This is a genomic window from Pseudomonas sp. P116, from assembly GCF_020149425.1.
GTDB lineage: Bacteria > Pseudomonadota > Gammaproteobacteria > Pseudomonadales > Pseudomonadaceae > Aquipseudomonas > Aquipseudomonas anatoliensis.
Window position 1 is genome coordinate 332,767 of the sequence record NZ_JACVHB010000001.1, and the last position, 16,341, is coordinate 349,107.

Here is a 16,341-nt window from a genome sequence, read left to right on the forward strand (position 1 = left end):
GCCGTAGGGATTAACGGAAACCCTTTCCGGGATCAGATAAGGAATTCAGCATGAGTGGAAAACCAGCCGCACGCGCTACAGACGCCACAAACTGCCCAGGGCATGCCGCACAGAAAATCGCTGCCGGCTCGCCCGACGTTTTTTTCGATGGATTGCCAGCCGCGCGCCTCGGAGATCCTGCCTCTTGCGGCAGCACAATCAGTGGCAATATTTCGGCAACGGTCTTCATCAACGGAAAAAATGCCGCTACGCAAGGCAGCCTTGGCACTCACGGCGATGTCATCGTCGGCGGCTCCGGCACAGTCATCATTGGCCAAAGTGGCGGTGGCGCAGCGGTCAGCCCAGTCCCCCCGATCAACCTCGGCTTCGACGAGCAATTCACCCTGTCGGACGCCGACGGCGAGCCTGTGCCGGACTTCGCTTATAAAATCACCACCGCCTCAGGCAAGATTTTCCGCGGAGTCACCAATGAACGGGGGCTGACCCAACGCGTTTCCACCAGGGCAACCGAACTGTTGCATCTGGAACCCGACGACCTGGCCTGAACAGATGGAACCAGTCTGCTGAAAATTATCTGAAGGAGTTGTAACCAGCATGGCGCTTGCGATCCTGAACAATAATCTAGCCTCCTCGAACAGGCAGGGCGGCAGTACCCACCCGTCTACCGTGGTCACCAAATACACCAAACGCGCTGACGACAACGGCTGGCTAAGCGTAAAGCTCGAACCGAAGGGCATCCTCGTCGCGCTGTGCGAATTCACCAAAGTGACCCTCGCCAAGGAGTCAGGTGGTCGAACCTACTTCCGGATTGCCGATGGCAACTCTGAATTCGTCGGGCAGACCGCCAGCCTGAAGACCGAAAATGCCTTGAAGTACCTGATGGACACGCCGCCCACAGGGCCGGCGACTGTGAAGGTCAAATACACCGGCGCACCGGCCCATGCCGTATCGGAGTTCAAGGGTAAACTCCTTCAGCAATGGGCCCAGGTCAGTTTCAACGGCATCACGGCAAAGGTGACACTCAATAGTCAGTGGGGTGGCCAATACACACCGATCCCGCCCGGCCGCCACCGGATCATGGCACCCGACCGCTCTCACGGGAACATTTCAACCGGCGGCTATAAGACCAAAGGCAGCCTGCATTGCACGGATGTCTGGTTTCCAATCGAACTGCAAGGCACGAAAGGCAACAGTAGCCGTTACATCCATGTCGGCCATTTGTCCGACGGCTGCGTCACTTTTTATGAGCTGATCAAATGGAACGATGTTTACGATTACCTCATTTGCCGGCGAGTCAAAGGTGAAGGCGGGAAATATGTCGGCGAACTGCTGGTGGAGAAATAAATGATTCGGCTGTTCCTGATCCGATTGATACCCGCGCTGTTGTTGGTAATTGCCAACAGCGCCAGTGCCGACTTTGGCTGTGATGACTTTCTGTCGAAGCTCGCAGACAAGCCATCGTTTGTTGAATTCAAAGGCTGCAAGCAGGCGCTTGACCGCATGGGCCAGCCATTTTCTGCCAGCTATGAAGTATCCGGGGCCAATGCTTCGAAAGCCGAACAGTACCTTGAACAGCACTTCGGGATATCGCCGATCACGCGCGCCTGTTGCTCCTGGGACTCGACCCAAAATGGTTTCAAGGATCCGGCAACAGGCATCAACTACCTGATCAGCATTGGCTCAGAGGAAACAGAGGTCGGGCAACGAGAGTCGTGGGCCAAGATCAATCTCTTTACGATCCAGGTCGATGCTTACGCTGAGGATCCCTGACCCGACTCGATAAGGCGTCTGAGCACCGGCCTCAACAATTCTGGGCTCGCGACCTGTATCCCGAACTCAACCTCAAGCAGATCGAGTAGATCTTCCACATCGGCTACATCACGCCGCTCGCTCTCGGCGCCGATGCGGTGGATCGCGAAACTGCCATTGTTCAATGTACGCCGCCAGCCATCGCCAGTACGCGCAACCATCAGCCGATTGGCGAACGGTGATTGCGGATGCGCCGAGACATACCAGTTGCCGATGGTGAAATCGATGTCTTCCTGGCGTTGCAGATCGAACAGGTACATCGGCCGCCATTCGCCCCCGACATTGGCGCGCAGCATGTAGCCGTCGGGTTGTTTTTCGATGCGATACGGCTCGTGCGGTGTGGCTTGCTCGGCCTCGGTATCCAGCATCAACGGTGCGGTTGGCACCATGCCGCCGAAGCCGACATCGGTGATGTAGCGCACGCCGCCGAGGGTTACCAGACTCAAGCGATGGGTGCGCGCGGTCCAGGTGCCTTCGGGCTGATTCATGACCACTCGCCCGCTGATGGCCCGAACGTCGAAGCCCAGTTCAAGCAACAGGGCAAAAAACAGATGATTGAGTTCGTAGCAGTAACCGCCGCGACCACCGTGCAAGACTTTCTGCTCAATCGAGGCAAGATCGATCAATACCGGAGTGCCGGTGACCGTTGCGAGATTTTCAAAGGTGAAAGCGCCGGTATGGCGCAATTGCAACTCGCGCAGGGTTTCCAGGGTCGGCGGCGGTGGTGCCTCGAAACCCAGGCGTTGCAGATACCGTTTCAGACTCGTCAGGCGGGGCTCACTCATTGCTCAGTCCTTATGCATGGGGCCGCAGGTCACTGCGTTGATGGTCGCCATGTATACGGTATCGGGCACTGAATTCGACAATTGATTTCACCAATCGCCCCTAGCGTTTTTTCCGTGAACCGATGCGAATCCATGTCGGGTGCTCGGGATAACCAGATAACGTGGTGTTCGATGACGACTCACTCAGAGATACCCGCTGAGTGAGTCGCAAAACACACACGATGATCAGTCATCGCGCGCCAAAGCGGCCAATTCGTCTTTGTATGGAAGCCGAGGAGAATACAAGTTATGGAATGCACGCCCGATAGCACCCGAAAAAATTATCAACTCAGGGTTATTGGTACCACCCATCAAAATATGAGTCACCGCAATTCCCGGATAGGGATCAATATAATAAATCTCCTTTATGCCTAACTGATAAGCTTTCTTGGAGCACAACTCACAAGGACTAGCTGTTGTGAAAAGTTTACCCCCCTCGATCGGTCGCCCACCATACTTGGATATTTGCAAAAACGCATTTTCTTCTGCATGAAGGGATCTTGTATGAACCTGGTTCTTTTCTTTCTTCAGGCTATTGTATTCACTTTTAAAACAATAGGAGACATTCCGTCCCGTACTGGCAATCTTTAGATATTTAGAATTCTCACCACTAAATCTTTCAATATACCCAACATCGGTTTTCTCGTACTCAGAATAGGCGATTTGATCATACCCACTAATCAGATCAAATCGATTACGCAAACTGCACGGAACTTGTCCATAGGGAGTATCATTCCAGCCAACAGACTGCACTGAAAAATTCAAATCGGTAACAACAGCCCCAACCTGCCTCGAAATGCAACCTGAGTTCAACTTTGCGGTATATGCCATCTGCATACACCTTTCTAAAGGCGTAGGCGTAACAAGACCCGGCCTTGTCATCAAGGACACAAAAGTTATCAGCTGATTTGCCAAGCTGGAAAAATCCGACACGGCATTTTCTGAATCCGGATTACTTATGTACAGCTCTGATCTTTCCAAGCAAGCTTGAATGTCCTGCTTGATATACGTCGACTGCTGATCAAGGCTTCGAGAGCTATATTCTTCGCTATCGATCCTAATTACTTGCTCATCCGTATACCCTAAAAATCTCAGTCTTCTCTTACGTTGCTCATCCTCACATGAAACAGCCATCAAATAGAATGAAGAATATCGATCCTGGAAATAAGTCGCTTCAAATGGATTGCGAATAGCATCAATAACAATAAACGTTTTCTGACCTTTCCCTCGAGCGGAACGTATCGACTTTATAATTAAATTTATTTTATCCGCTAACGCGTAAAAACTACCACTCTTAAGTTCACCCGACGTCGGATTACCTGAGTTCCTCAGATTATTACCTACTTGCTGAAACAACTTAACATACCCTGAGCCACCCATCGCCAGTTTCAGCTTTTCATTCTGACCGGGTAAAAACTCCGCGTAATATCTACGCAGGCTTTTTATATCACCGTCCTCAAGCGGCTCATTTTTTATCTCCTGTAAAACCTCAACGATGTTCCTCTTAACCCCCTCATCTATTCCCTCCACCCCACCTAAAAAAACAGAAGAATCAGTAATATCCAGCTCCGACAACATGAGAGTCAGAACAGAGCTTGCCTGAATAGTTACAAATGGCTCCCAAGTTTTTTCGAAATTCTTAAGGACAATTTTCTGTTTTCGCTGAGGATTAGACTCAGGATTATTGCCGGAAAATAATGAGTGCTTTATTTCCTTTTGCGGTTTAGAAAGTATTTTTGCAACCGTAGAGCATCCACTCCCAGTACGACCGGTCAGACCGATGATAATGAAGTCATCATCACCATAAATTTTGGAAATCGCATCTTTAAAGTAACTGGACATTCGCTTCGCTCCATCATTATTTTTGTATTTCCTATATTTCAAAGCTACGACATCCAGAACCAAAAAGCCACTACATGGATTAGGTTGAGTTTTCACCAATCTATTATGATAACTATTCTCAGGTGCGAGGTTTTGAACTAGCGTTTTTTCCGTGAACCGATGCGAATCCATGTCGGTGCATGGTCGCTGGCGTGCGGTTCATTGCGCACCCAGGCATCTACGCCGGCCTCGTGCAGGTAAGGACTCAGCGCCGGATTGAGTAACAGATGATCGATGCGCAGGCCAGAGTTGCTCTGCCAGTGCTGGCGGAAATAATCCCAGAAGGTATAGAGGCGCTCTTCGGGATACAGATGCCGCAGCGAATCGGTCCAGCCCTGATCCAGCAATCGCTGATAACACTCGCGGCTTTCGGGTTGCAGCAACGCATCTTTGAGCCATGAGCGGGTGTTGTAGATGTCCATGTCGGTGGGCACGACGTTGTAGTCGCCGGCCAGTACGACGGGGTGATCGCTGCTTTGCAGGTCTTTCGCGTAGCTGATCAGCCGCTCGAACCACGCCAGTTTGTAATCGAATTTCGGCCCCGGTTGCGGGTTGCCATTGGGCAGGTACAGGCAACCGACCAACACGCCGTGCACCGCCGCTTCCAGATAACGGCTGTGCTTGTCCTCGGGATCACCGGGCAAGCCGCGCCGACTCTCCAGTGGTTGCGCATCGCGGGCGAGGATCGCCACACCGTTCCAAGCCGCCTGACCGTGCCAGATCGCGCCGTAACCGGCAGCTTCCAGGTCGGCGGCAGGGAACGCGCTGTCGAGCGATTTGAGTTCTTGCAGACAAACGATGTCCGGCTGCTCGCGTTTGAGCCACTCCAGCAGATTGGGCAGCCGCGCGCGCAGGCCGTTGACGTTGAAGGTGGCGATCCGCAGGTTTTTCATCGTCCGGGGCTCGTGCCAGAGGTTGTGAAAATTCTGACCTTGTCGGCCTCGCACTGGTTGCATTGAATCGTTCCGCTACGGCGTGCGACAACAGCGCTGAAAGGCTCAGGCGCGACTGCGCAGCCATTGCAAAAAGCCTTTCTTGGGCACCACCACGGGCGCTTCCTCGGTCAGCGATTGCGCCTTGTGCAGACGGTAATCAAACAGCGCTGTCATTGCATCGTTGATGTCGTGCCGCGCATCGAGACACGGTTTGAGATAGGACTTCTCGATGCGATACAGGGCGCAGAAGGTTTTTGCCGTAAAGTCCGCCGGCAGCGACGTATCGGCGAGAATTCCGGCCTCGCCGATCACTTCGCCCGGGCCCATGCGCCCGGACTCGAACGGTGTGCCGTGACGTTTCAATGTCACCGAAACCACCCCGGACTCGACAATGAACAAGTGATCGCTGACCTCCCCGCCCGCCAGAATTACCTCCCCGGCGCGGAAAGTCTGCAGGACCATGTACTGGCTGAAGGTGTCCTTTTCTTCCTGGCGCAGCGTCGAAAAGATCGGTGAGCTGTCGAGCAACGCACGCGGTCGCGACGACTGGGTCGGTGCGTTGCCTTCATCGCTCGACAGCAGATTGACCCCGGATGCCTGCAAGTGCCGATACGCCAGATCAAACAGCTGATTGCGCACCAGCCGTTTCTCGCTCATCGAGGCGACGAAACCGCTGATCTCGTATTCGGCGCCGTTGCTGCCGGAGCTTTTCAACGCCACGCTCGGTGCGGGCGTGTCGAGCAGTTGCCGACAGCCCTGCATCGCCCGCTCCAGCGCGTCGATCACCGAATGGGGCCGCGCATGGGGGCTGACCTGCACGCTGACCGATACGCCGAACATGTTGCTCGGTCGACTGAAGTTGATGATCTTGGCCTTGGCCGCCAACGAATTGGGAATCACCGCCATGCTGCCCTGACTGGTTTGCAGACGCGTGGCACGCCAGTCGATATCAGTGACCCGGCCTTCGGTGCCGTCGATGGAAATCCAGTCATCCAGCTGATACGGCTTGGTGGTGTTGAGGACAATCCCGGAAAACACGTCGCTCAGCGTGCTCTGCAAGGCCAGACCGACGATGATCGCCAGCGCGCCGGAAGTCGCCAGCACTCCTTTGACTGGCAGATCCAGCACGTACGCCAATGCCGCGATGATTGCTATCAGGAAAATCACCGCGCCGAGCAAATCCTGGAGCAGCCGCCCGGTGTGCCCGACCCGCTGCATCATGACTGCACCGATCAACACCGTCAGCGTGCGCGCGCCGAATAACCACCAGCCGATCTGCAACCCGGTCGCCGCCAGGTGCAGCGGAACGTTGTCGGCCCACGGCGCGGGCTCCATCGGATTGAGACCTTCATTGAACAGCAGAAGGCTGAACACCGTGAAAATCAGCACCCGCACAAGCAGTTTCCATTCACTGCCACGGGAACTGATCAGACGCCAAAGTCCGAGATCGAGCAGGATCAGGATAAACGCGCAAAACAACGGATGTTCAGTCAGCAGAGACAGCATCAAACAACTCCGACGAAGGCCAATCGCGCGAAGATCGCACAGATTGGGGACAGTGTAGGAGTAATTGATTTCAGCCTTCAAAAAAACACTAAGCCCCCTGTAGGAGCTGCCGAAGGCTGCGATCTTTTGATCTTTAAAAACCAAATCAAAAGATCGCAGCCTTCGGCAGCTCCTACAGGGTTTGGTGTGGCTGGAATTACCCGTGCATTCGGCCAAAACGCCCGGACTGGAAGTCAGCGAAGGCCTGGTGGATTTCCTGCTCGGTGTTCATCACGAACGGGCCGTGGCCAACGATCGGTTCGTCGATCGGCTCGCCGCTCAGCAACAACACCACGGCGTCGGTTCCAGCTTCGAGAGTCAGTTGACGGCCGTCGCGCTCGAACAACACAAGTTGCCCCTGCTCCGCCGATTCCTGTTCATTGATCTGCACTGAACCTTTCAACACCACCAGCGCAGTATTGCGTCCTTCGTGCAGATCCAGCGCCAGCAACTTGCCAGCGTTCAAGCGCATATCCCAGACATCAATTGGCGTAAAGGTGCGCGACGGACCTGTGTGACCGTCGAACTCACCGGCGATCAAACGCAGGCTACCGGCATTGTCCTTGAGCGCAATGCTCGGGATGTCGTGATCAAGAATTGTCTGGTAACCCGGCGCAGCCATTTTGTCCTTGGCCGGCAGGTTGACCCACAGCTGAACGATTTCGAGCTTTCCGCCGGTTTTGGCGAAGTTTTCCGAGTGGAACTCCTCATGCAGGATCCCGGAAGCGGCAGTCATCCATTGCACGTCGCCCGGGCCGATGGTGCCACCGCTGCCGGTTGAGTCGCGGTGCTGCACTTCACCGTCGTAAACAATCGTCACGGTTTCAAAACCACGGTGCGGATGCTGACCCACGCCGCGCTGCTCGGTGGTCGGCGTAAATTCAGCAGGCCCCGCATGATCGAGCAGCAAGAACGGGCTGATGTGTTTGCCAAGGTTGTCGTAGGAAAACAGTGTGCGAACCGGAAAACCATCGCCGACCCAATGGCCGCGAGGGCTGGTGTAAATACCGATGATGTTTTTCATGATTGGCTCCAAAGGTGTGAATAACGCAATGGATTGAGCTTAATTGCATGACGATGATTGCACTAGACGGCAAAAATCAGCTTCAGCGTTCTATCTGGAGGACAGTGAACTTCGACAGCCACAAGACCGAGTCGCGGCGATCGCTGGCAAGCCAGCTCCCACAGGTTTCGGGGGTGTAAATAGAATTCAGCACCAACACAATTCCCTGTGGGAGCGAGCTTGCTCGCGAAGAGGCCTGGCCAGACATCACAGGTCTCGGAATTGATTCATGACTTCTGATCAACAGTGCTTTGCCCCGCCAACGGTTTTTCCCATGGCCGCAGACGCGGATACTCCCCCCATTCCCACTGCAACCTCTGGAGTCTTCATGTCTGTTCCCGCTTTCGGTCTTGGTACGTTTCGCCTGCAAGGCCAGGTGGTCATCGATTCGGTGAGCACCGCCCTCGAGCTCGGCTATCGGGTCATCGACACCGCACAGATCTACGAGAACGAAGCCGACGTCGGCCAGGCCATCGCCGCTAGCGGCATCCCACGTGAAGAGCTGTTTATCACCAGCAAGATCTGGGTTGCCAACTTCGCCAAAGAGCGCCTGATTGACAGCCTCAAAGAGAGCCTGCAAAAACTGCAGACCGACTACCTCGACCTGACGTTGATCCACTGGCCATCGCCGGACGATCGAGTGCCCGTCGAAGAGTTCATGACGACCCTGCTGGAAGCCAAGCGTTTGGGCCTGACCCGGCAGATCGGTATTTCCAACTTCACCATCGACCTGATGAAACAGGCCATTGCTGCCGTAGGCGCCGACAACATCGCGACCAATCAGATCGAGCTGCATCCGTATCTGCAAAACCGCAAAGTAGCCGAGTTCGCCCGGAGTCAGGGCATCCACATCACCTCATACATGACCCTCGCCTATGGCGAAGTGCTGAAAGATCCTCTGATCCAGCAGATCGCCGAACGCCTGCACGTCACCCCGGCGCAAGTCACTCTGGCCTGGGCCATGCAGTCGGGTTACGCGGTGATTCCGTCATCGACCAAACGCGCCAACCTGCAAAGCAATCTCGGCGCCACGACCCTGACGCTGAGCGATGCCGACATGGCGCAAATCGCCACGCTGGATCGCGGCCATCGCCTTACCAGCCCCAAAGGCATTGCGCCTGCCTGGGATTAATCAGCGCGATTGAATGCTCAGCCCTGAAGACGCTGCGCCAGGCTGTTCATGGCCTCGCGCAGCGTATGGATCGCCTTGACCACGGCAACGGCTTCAGCCTCGATACATGCCTGTTCAACACCCGCGCACGCCGACACCACACGCGCCGCCCCCACCATCTGCGCGCCGCCCTTGATGTGATGGGCCAGTTCGCGCAACCCGTCACTGTCATTCTCGTGGTTCAGATCGTCGAGGCGTTGCAGGTCGTGGTGCAGGCTGCGCAAAACTTCTGCACGCAGGCGATCAATCATCGAATGATCATTGCCGGCCATCTGCTCCAGCGCGCTCAGGTCGATTTCTGTCAGGGTCGTGCCCTCGACCGGTTCGACATCACTGTCGCACTGGCTGGCACCCGTCAACGCCTGCTGCAGGTCGTGCAAGCGAATCGGTTTGAACAGGCACTCGTCCATGCCGGCATCAATGCAACGAACCTTCTCCTCGACCTGAGCATTGGCGGTAAATCCGATCAAGAGAGAGGGCGCGCGGTCGCTAGCGGCTTCTTCGTCACGGATGGCCCGCGCCAGTTCATAGCCGTTGCGCCGCGGCATGTTGCAGTCGGTGATGACCACGTCGAATGGCTGTGCCAGCCAACGTTCCAGTCCTTCATGGCCGTCTTCGGCGGCAATCGTCCGGTGGCCCAGTTCACTCAACTGCCAGCACAGCAACAAACGGTTCACCGGATGATCGTCCACCACCAGAACGCTCAGTGAGCACACTGGCATATCCTGCGTCAGCGGTGATGCAGGGGCATGCGCGATGGCGGCCAGCAGTGGCAGTTCGAGGTTGACTTGCACTTGTGTACCGCGCCCCGGCTCGCTGTCGAGGTGCAACGAGCCGCCCATCATTTCGCAGAGGCTGCGGCTGATCACCAAGCCCAATCCGGAACCACCGCGCGCCGATTGAGTGTTATTGCTCGCCTGTACGAAAGGGCTGAACAACCGTTGCCGGTCCTGCGTACTGATGCCGATCCCGCTGTCTTCGATGAGCACTTTCACGGTCAGTCGCTCGGCCGATACCGCCGTCACCGTCAGCCACAAGCTGACCTCGCCCTCCTCAGTGAACTTGATCGCGTTGCTGAGCAAATTCGACAACACTTGTTTGAAGCGCGTCGGGTCAATCAATACATCGACATCGCTGTGCGCACCGAGCTCGACATGCCACAGCAAGCGCTTCTGTCGCGCCAGCCCCTCAAACACCCGGCACACTGACACCACCAGCTCCCGCAGGTTGGCCCGCTCGGGGGCCAGGGACAAATGCCCGGTTTCAATGCGCGCGATGTCGAGGATATCGCCGATCAGTGCCAATAACTGTTGCCCGGCATTGGATGCCACCTGAATGGCCAGGCGATCCGTCACGCCCTCATCGGCGCGTTTGAGCGCCAACTCAAGCATCCCGATCAGTGCATTCATCGGCGTGCGAATTTCATGGCTCATGGTCGCCAGAAACGTGGTTTTGGCCCGATTGGCGTCGTCCGCTGCGTCTTTGGCTTGCTGCAATTGTTGTAACCACTGCTGACGCTGACGGATCTGCCTGCGCTGAAAACCGATCCAGATCAGCGCCGCCAACAGCAGGCTTGCCGCCCCCGCAAAACCCAGCAGGATCTCGCGGCGATGACGCAGCCAATAGCTCTCTTCCACCACCACATCATGGCCCCAGCGGGCAATCAGTTCGTCCATCTGTTGCGGAGCGATGCTCAGCAACGCCTTGTTCAGGATCGAATGCAACATGGAAGACTGCGGTGCGGTGGCCAAGGCAATTCGGGCTGGTTGATCGCCAATGGTGCTGGCAATACGCAGACGCTCGCGATGATGACGGGCGATCAGAAATCGAGCCACCAGCAAGGAACTCACGGTGGCGTCTGCCTGCCCCCTGGCGATCAACGCCATGCCTTCGGCGGGGCTTTTGACTTCGACAAAACGTAATGCCGATACGCGCTCCTGCAAATAACCGCGCAACGGGTGGCCGCGATAAATCGCCAGCCGTTTATCCATCAGGTCATCAAGATTGCGCGGGCTCGCCGCCGTTGTCGCACTGACCAGCACGAACGGATTGTTCAGATAGGCCCGAGTGAATTGCAGTTCGTTTTCACGCTCACTGCTGGGCGTCACCACGGGCAACACATCAAGCTCACCGGCCTTCATCTGCTCGATCTGGCGATCCAGCGACAGCCCTCGCACGATCTGGAAATTCAGGCCGCTGCGTTGACTGATCAGGTTGAGTAGTTGAGCCGCAAGCCCACTGAAACGGCCATCCGCGTCGAAAAAACTCAGCGGGGCGAAATCTTCGATGCCGCCGACCCGCACCACCGGATGTTGATCCAGCCACTGCTGTTCTGCGGCACTGAGCTGCACCCGTGTTTGTTCAGCCATCTCGGCAAGACCGACACTCCAGCGCTGTTCGATACGCTGCCGGTGCTCCATGGGAATCGCCGCCAACGCCTTGTCGACGAGACGTTTAAGGCGCACATCGCTGCGCATCAGCGCAAAGCCGAATGGATTGGCATCAAGCCCCGCGGGCCCGGCCAATCGCAGGTCATTGCGATAATTGGTGTTGATCAAGTAGCTGGCACTGATGAAGTCGCCCAGATAAACATCATCTGCACCAAACGCCACTGCTCCCAGTGCATCCATTGCCGCGGAGTAAAGTTGCACGCTCGCTTCGGGGTAGAACATCTGCACCGTCGCCAGCGGCATATAGTCCTCGACCATCGAGATACGCTTGCCGGCGAGATCCAACGGCATGGACTCTTCGAGCCGGGTAACCAGCATTGGCTGATCTTCGGCATAGGGTCGGGATAGAACGATCGCAGGATCTGCGATCTCAAAGCTGTTGGATGTCCCCAGCACATCGAGATCGCCACGTTTGAGTGCCGCCATCACCGCATCCCGGTTGGCAAAACGCTGAACTTCGATTCTCAGGCCAAGCAGTTGCGCCAGCAGGTCGGCGTAATCGGCCGTGAGCCCTTCCAGTTCATGCTGATTGCGGGTGATCTCGAACGGTGGGTAATCGCGACCGGAAATGCCCATGCGCAACACCGGATGCTGACGCAGCCATTGGCGGTCATGTTCGTCCAGGCGAACCTGGACATGGTCCAGGCCGGACCGGGTCAGCACCTCAAGAACCTGCGGCGTTTCACTCGCCCAGCAAGAGGTTACAAGGCTTAGCCACAGCCAACAGATACGCCCTCCCTGGCTCATGTCCGGCTACTCAGATCAAATGATTGCGCTTGGCGAAATCGCGCAAGTGCACCGCTGTACCCATGCCGAGCTTCTTCATCAGTCGGGTTTTGTAGGTACTGACAGTTTTGTGACTGAGGTGCATGTCCTCGGCAATCGTCTTGTTGGCCTTGCCCTGCGCCAGTTGCACGAAAATGCTCAACTCTCGATCAGAGAGCTGATCGATCATCTGTTTTTCCGTGGCTTGCACTGCATTCAACACGCTGACGTTGTCGGGCATCGCGGAAAAATAGGTGTAGCCCGACATCACTGCCTGTATCGCTTTGTGCAACTGTTGCAATTGGTTGGTTTTAGTTACGTAAGCCATCGCCCCGGCGCGCAGGCAACGTTCCTGGTAAAACAAGGGATCGTGGGAACTGAACACCAGAACTCGGCACGCAAGATCGTTGGCCTTGATTCGGGCCAGTACGTCCAGCCCGTCGAGTGCTGGCAGATGCAAGTCAAGCACGACCAGTCGGGGCCGGTGTTCGCGGATCAGTTGCACCACCTCGTTGCCACTGGACGCCTCGTGAATCTCCTTGAAACCTTCGGTTTGCAGCACGATTCGGATGGCGGCGCGCACCACCGGGTGATCGTCGACGATCAGCGCTGACTTCATTTCCACTCCCGCTACAAAATCTGGCAATAAGACCACCGGGATCGGCTGATCCAGACTCAATGGCTGCGCAGCGACTGTTACACGCAATGGAATGGAAATCACCTGTCAGATCTGACAGTTGTGGTGAGGGTGTTTTTATGCATATGCCCGACGCTGCTCAACGCCATCCTGTTTCCATTTGGCCGCATCGACCAGCGCCATCAAGTGCCTGATTGCCTGCTCGCCGGGCGACGCCGCATGACTGATCTGCACGTTCTCCTGCGCGAAACCTGACTTCACCTGCAATGGCGCCGAGGGTTCGTTGTAGATCAGCGCATGACGCACCTGGGGGTTGTCGAGGAAAAACCCCAGCAGATCCAGCGACCCCATCGCCAGTTCAGCGTTGATGACCACCACGTCGAACGGTTCACAGCCGTAGTCCACCAGCGTCAACAGCTCGGCGATACTCTGCACCGGGGCAACGCGGTAGTAGCCGAGGCTGTTGAACAGACGCTCGACTTTCATCCGGTGAAAATGCTGCGGATCAGCGATAAGAATACGCAGAGCTTTATTGATCATGGTCAATCTCCCGGTGATCAGGTTTCTGGGTGCGGCAAGACTACGCAACCTCAACGGCAGGTTCTGTAGGACTTTCCCTAAAAAACGTCATTCGCCCGAGATCTGCTGATAACTGCGCCGTTGCAGCCAGTTCAGCAAATCGGTTCCGGCCATCGGTCTTGCGTACCAGTAACCCTGTCCTTGCGTGCAGCCCAGTGCCAGCAGTTCGCGGCGTTGCGCATCGGTCTCGATGCCCTCGATCACCACGGTCATGCCGAGGGTTTCGCCGAGCGCCAAAGTGCTGCTGATCGCTGCGCGGCAACGGGGTTCACGTTCAAGGTTACGAATGAAATCAGCGTCGAGCTTGATCTCGTTAAAGGGCAACTGACATAGCCGTTGCAGCGAGGAAAATCCGGCACCGAAGTCGTCGATCGACAAGCGACAACCCATCATCCGCAACCGCACCAGGCTTTCCAGGCTGGTAGCCGGCGCTTCCAGCAAGCCGCTTTCGGTCAGCTCAAAGGTCAGTCCCAAGCCTTGGGCAGCGTGGCGCGCCAAAATGCCTTTGAGGGTCGCGGTCAGCCCAGCGCTGGCCAACTGCACGGCTTGCAGGTTGAACGCCAGATTCAGGACGAAACCCTGCTCCCGGGCGCTTCGCTGAATATCCAAAGCCTGATCGAGCTGAGAGAACAACAACTCGTCGAGCAGGCCACAGCGTTCCAGCACTGGCATGAACTGCGCGGGCGAAATAATGCCCCGGGTTGGATGCAGCCAGCGGCAGAGCACTTCTGCACCGCAGACTTCACCGCTGCGCAGATCGAATTTTGGCTGATACCAGGCATGCAACTGCCCATCGGCCAAAGCCCGCCGCACGGACACCTCACTGGCCAGAGTAACAACCGCCGACGCTGTTTCGCGAAGGCTCGGCCGCTCAACATATTTTTCCAGCAGATCGGCCAACACCTGGGTATGCAGTGGTTTGCCGACATCGCCCAGCAGATCCAGACCGAGCAGCGTCACCATTTGATGTACCGCCCGGCGCAGATCGACCGACAACGAGCTGCTGATGATGACCGACTTGACCTGCCCGGACGCGCCGACGCGTTGCAAGAACTGCAGGCCGTCCATGCCCTCCATTTGCAAGTCGCACAAGGCAATGTCGACGCAGCCGATGTCCTCCAACAGGGCAAGTGCCTGCGCACCATCGCTGGCTTCGTATATCTGCCGACACCCCAGGCTTTGCAAGATGCTGACCGCAACGGAGCGTTGGAACGCGTGATCTTCAAGCACCAGAATTCGAAGCGGCTGAAGGGGCATGATCATTGCCTCGCGGATGGTGAAATTCACACAAGTGTCCTGTGTTTGTGCGTAGAACTCGTTAGGAAAAGTCCCAAATCCCATAGGAAATATCCTAAATATCGAGTTGTTCGAGGAGTGCAGCCAGGGTTTGCCGATCCGCAGTACGGATCAGCGTCAACTGGCGTCGTTGGTTGGCATAAATCGTTTCTGCCTGTGCCTGGCCACGGCGTGCGTCATAAATCACACCGTGACGAATCTGCGAGTTGCTCTGGAAAAACCGCACCGGATCAATCCCGGCGGCAGCGATCAGCTCACCGTTGATGACCAGCAGATCAAAGTGCTCGAACGGTTCGAACGAGTAATGGGTCACGCCCAGCAGTTCACGAAACGAACGCACCGGTGTGAGCGTGCGATATCCCAGTTCATTGAGGGACTTGCAGATTCGGTTGTGCGCGATGAGTTGCTCTTCAGCAACGAGAATTCGCCAGTGTTTGTAGGACATTGATTTCGGCGGCCGTAGGAGATGTTTCCAATCAGCGGAACACTCTAATCAATGGGCGCCGTAAAACATGTAAGACAAGTCTGATAAACGAGCGGGATTTTCTGGCGGCAAACAAGAAGAAGGCCACACCGCAATGACCCGGAGTGGCTTACTTGATTGATCAAAGGCAGCGGATGCCTTTGGTAACGTCATTCAGTGGTACTCGGACTCCAGAATGCCTGCACCACCAGCGCCGACGTCGAGATCCGCGCGATCAGTGCATCCAGTTCATCGCCGTCCACCGAAGTGGTCGCCAGGGTCGCTTCGATCTCGACTTCATCGGCGCCAAAGGCGTGCACGTCGACGTCGCTGGCCGGGTAGTTGCTGCGTTCCAGCTCGGCTTCGAGTAAGGCGAGCACAGCTTTTTGCTGTGAACGTCGGGCGATCACGTAGACGATATTGGTGACTTCGGCCGAGACCACGTCCAGTGGCTGGCGGTTGATGTTATTGACGATCGGCCGCAACAAAGTGTTGGCGGCGAGGATGAACAGCGTGCCCAGCACCGCTTCGGCCAGCAGGTCGGCACCGGCGCAGGCACCGACCGCAGCAGAGGTCCACAGGGTGGCAGCAGTGTTGAGGCCGCGCACGTTGCCCTCTTCGCGCATGATCACCCCGGCACCGAGAAAACCGATGCCGGAGACCACGTAGGCAACCACACGCACCGCGCCTTCGGCCCCGGCGAGACGGTTGGCCATGTCGACAAAAATCGCCGCGCCGACCGCCACCAGCACATTGGTTCGCAGGCCGGCTGTACGTTGCCGGTATTGGCGCTCGAAGCCGATCAGCCCGCCGAGAAGGAAAGCTGCGCTGAGGCTGACGAGGGTGTCGAGCAGTGAGCTCAGGTTGAGGTTGTTGATGGCTTGCATGATGAAATCCTTGAATAAACCACAGCCCCTTATTGG

General features: G+C 56.3%; 15 protein-coding genes. 4 read left to right on the forward strand and 11 right to left on the reverse strand.

The features are described from left to right. The first annotated feature begins 50 nt into the window (after nucleotides 1-50). Genes ICA15_RS01875 through ICA15_RS01885 form a run of 3 tightly spaced genes read left to right on the forward strand, consistent with a single transcriptional unit; the run spans nucleotide 51 to nucleotide 1,770 of the window. Entirely contained in the window at nucleotides 51-545 is a 495-nt protein-coding gene (locus ICA15_RS01875; RefSeq protein ID WP_150594673.1) for a PAAR domain-containing protein, read from the forward strand. A 49-nt stretch (nucleotides 546-594) separates the two neighbouring features. After that, nucleotides 595-1,344, forward strand: a complete 750-nt coding sequence (locus ICA15_RS01880; RefSeq protein WP_210555588.1) for a hypothetical protein — start codon at nucleotides 595-597, stop codon at nucleotides 1,342-1,344. Continuing rightward, a complete protein-coding gene (locus tag ICA15_RS01885; RefSeq protein ID WP_210555587.1) occupies nucleotides 1,345-1,770 on the forward strand; it encodes a DUF4952 domain-containing protein in 426 nt (141 codons plus the stop codon). Here the strand turns inward: ICA15_RS01885 and ICA15_RS01890 are convergent. The 5 genes from ICA15_RS01890 to ICA15_RS01910 form a co-directional block, all read right to left on the reverse strand. Then, the gene (locus ICA15_RS01890; RefSeq protein WP_210555586.1) at nucleotides 1,752-2,594 is read right to left on the reverse strand and encodes an arylamine N-acetyltransferase family protein; all 843 of its coding nucleotides are present in this window, start codon (nucleotides 2,592-2,594) and stop codon (nucleotides 1,752-1,754) included. The genes ICA15_RS01885 and ICA15_RS01890 overlap by 19 nt on opposite strands. Before the next feature lie 225 nt (nucleotides 2,595-2,819). Further along, complete coding sequence (locus ICA15_RS01895; protein WP_210555585.1) at nucleotides 2,820-4,475, reverse strand: hypothetical protein; 1,656 nt, start codon at nucleotides 4,473-4,475, stop codon at nucleotides 2,820-2,822. Between the two features lie 137 nt (nucleotides 4,476-4,612). Beyond that, nucleotides 4,613-5,407, reverse strand: a complete 795-nt coding sequence (gene xth / locus ICA15_RS01900; RefSeq protein ID WP_150601420.1) for an exodeoxyribonuclease III — start codon at nucleotides 5,405-5,407, stop codon at nucleotides 4,613-4,615. 105 nt (nucleotides 5,408-5,512) lie between these two features. Beyond that, the gene (locus ICA15_RS01905) at nucleotides 5,513-6,955 is read right to left on the reverse strand and encodes a mechanosensitive ion channel family protein (protein WP_210555584.1); all 1,443 of its coding nucleotides are present in this window, start codon (nucleotides 6,953-6,955) and stop codon (nucleotides 5,513-5,515) included. A gap of 196 nt (nucleotides 6,956-7,151) precedes the next feature. Beyond that, nucleotides 7,152-8,018, reverse strand: a complete 867-nt coding sequence (locus ICA15_RS01910; RefSeq protein ID WP_210555583.1) for a pirin family protein — start codon at nucleotides 8,016-8,018, stop codon at nucleotides 7,152-7,154. Nucleotides 8,019-8,385: 367 nt separating this feature from the next. Between ICA15_RS01910 and dkgB the strand changes: the two genes are divergently transcribed. Then, complete coding sequence (dkgB, locus tag ICA15_RS01915) at nucleotides 8,386-9,189, forward strand: 2,5-didehydrogluconate reductase DkgB (protein ID WP_210555582.1); 804 nt, start codon at nucleotides 8,386-8,388, stop codon at nucleotides 9,187-9,189. A 17-nt stretch (nucleotides 9,190-9,206) separates the two neighbouring features. On the opposite strand, the gene ICA15_RS01920 is transcribed toward dkgB, so the two are convergent. From ICA15_RS01920 to ICA15_RS01945, 6 genes are all read right to left on the reverse strand, one after another. Beyond that, nucleotides 9,207-12,425 (reverse strand): transporter substrate-binding domain-containing protein, encoded by a 3,219-nt coding sequence (locus ICA15_RS01920; protein WP_210555581.1) that lies wholly within the window; start codon nucleotides 12,423-12,425, stop codon nucleotides 9,207-9,209. Nucleotides 12,426-12,435: 10 nt separating this feature from the next. After that, nucleotides 12,436-13,062, reverse strand: coding sequence for a response regulator transcription factor (locus ICA15_RS01925; RefSeq protein ID WP_150616679.1), 627 nt, complete (start codon nucleotides 13,060-13,062; stop codon nucleotides 12,436-12,438). A gap of 135 nt (nucleotides 13,063-13,197) precedes the next feature. Beyond that, complete coding sequence (locus ICA15_RS01930; RefSeq protein ID WP_150616680.1) at nucleotides 13,198-13,620, reverse strand: chemotaxis protein CheY; 423 nt, start codon at nucleotides 13,618-13,620, stop codon at nucleotides 13,198-13,200. Nucleotides 13,621-13,707: 87 nt separating this feature from the next. Then, nucleotides 13,708-14,916, reverse strand: a complete 1,209-nt coding sequence (locus ICA15_RS01935; protein ID WP_210555668.1) for an EAL domain-containing protein — start codon at nucleotides 14,914-14,916, stop codon at nucleotides 13,708-13,710. Between the two features lie 94 nt (nucleotides 14,917-15,010). Further along, nucleotides 15,011-15,400 (reverse strand): hypothetical protein, encoded by a 390-nt coding sequence (locus ICA15_RS01940; protein WP_150616681.1) that lies wholly within the window; start codon nucleotides 15,398-15,400, stop codon nucleotides 15,011-15,013. A gap of 188 nt (nucleotides 15,401-15,588) precedes the next feature. Next, the gene (locus ICA15_RS01945) at nucleotides 15,589-16,305 is read right to left on the reverse strand and encodes an MgtC/SapB family protein (protein WP_150616682.1); all 717 of its coding nucleotides are present in this window, start codon (nucleotides 16,303-16,305) and stop codon (nucleotides 15,589-15,591) included. Nucleotides 16,306-16,341: the final 36 nt, after the last annotated feature.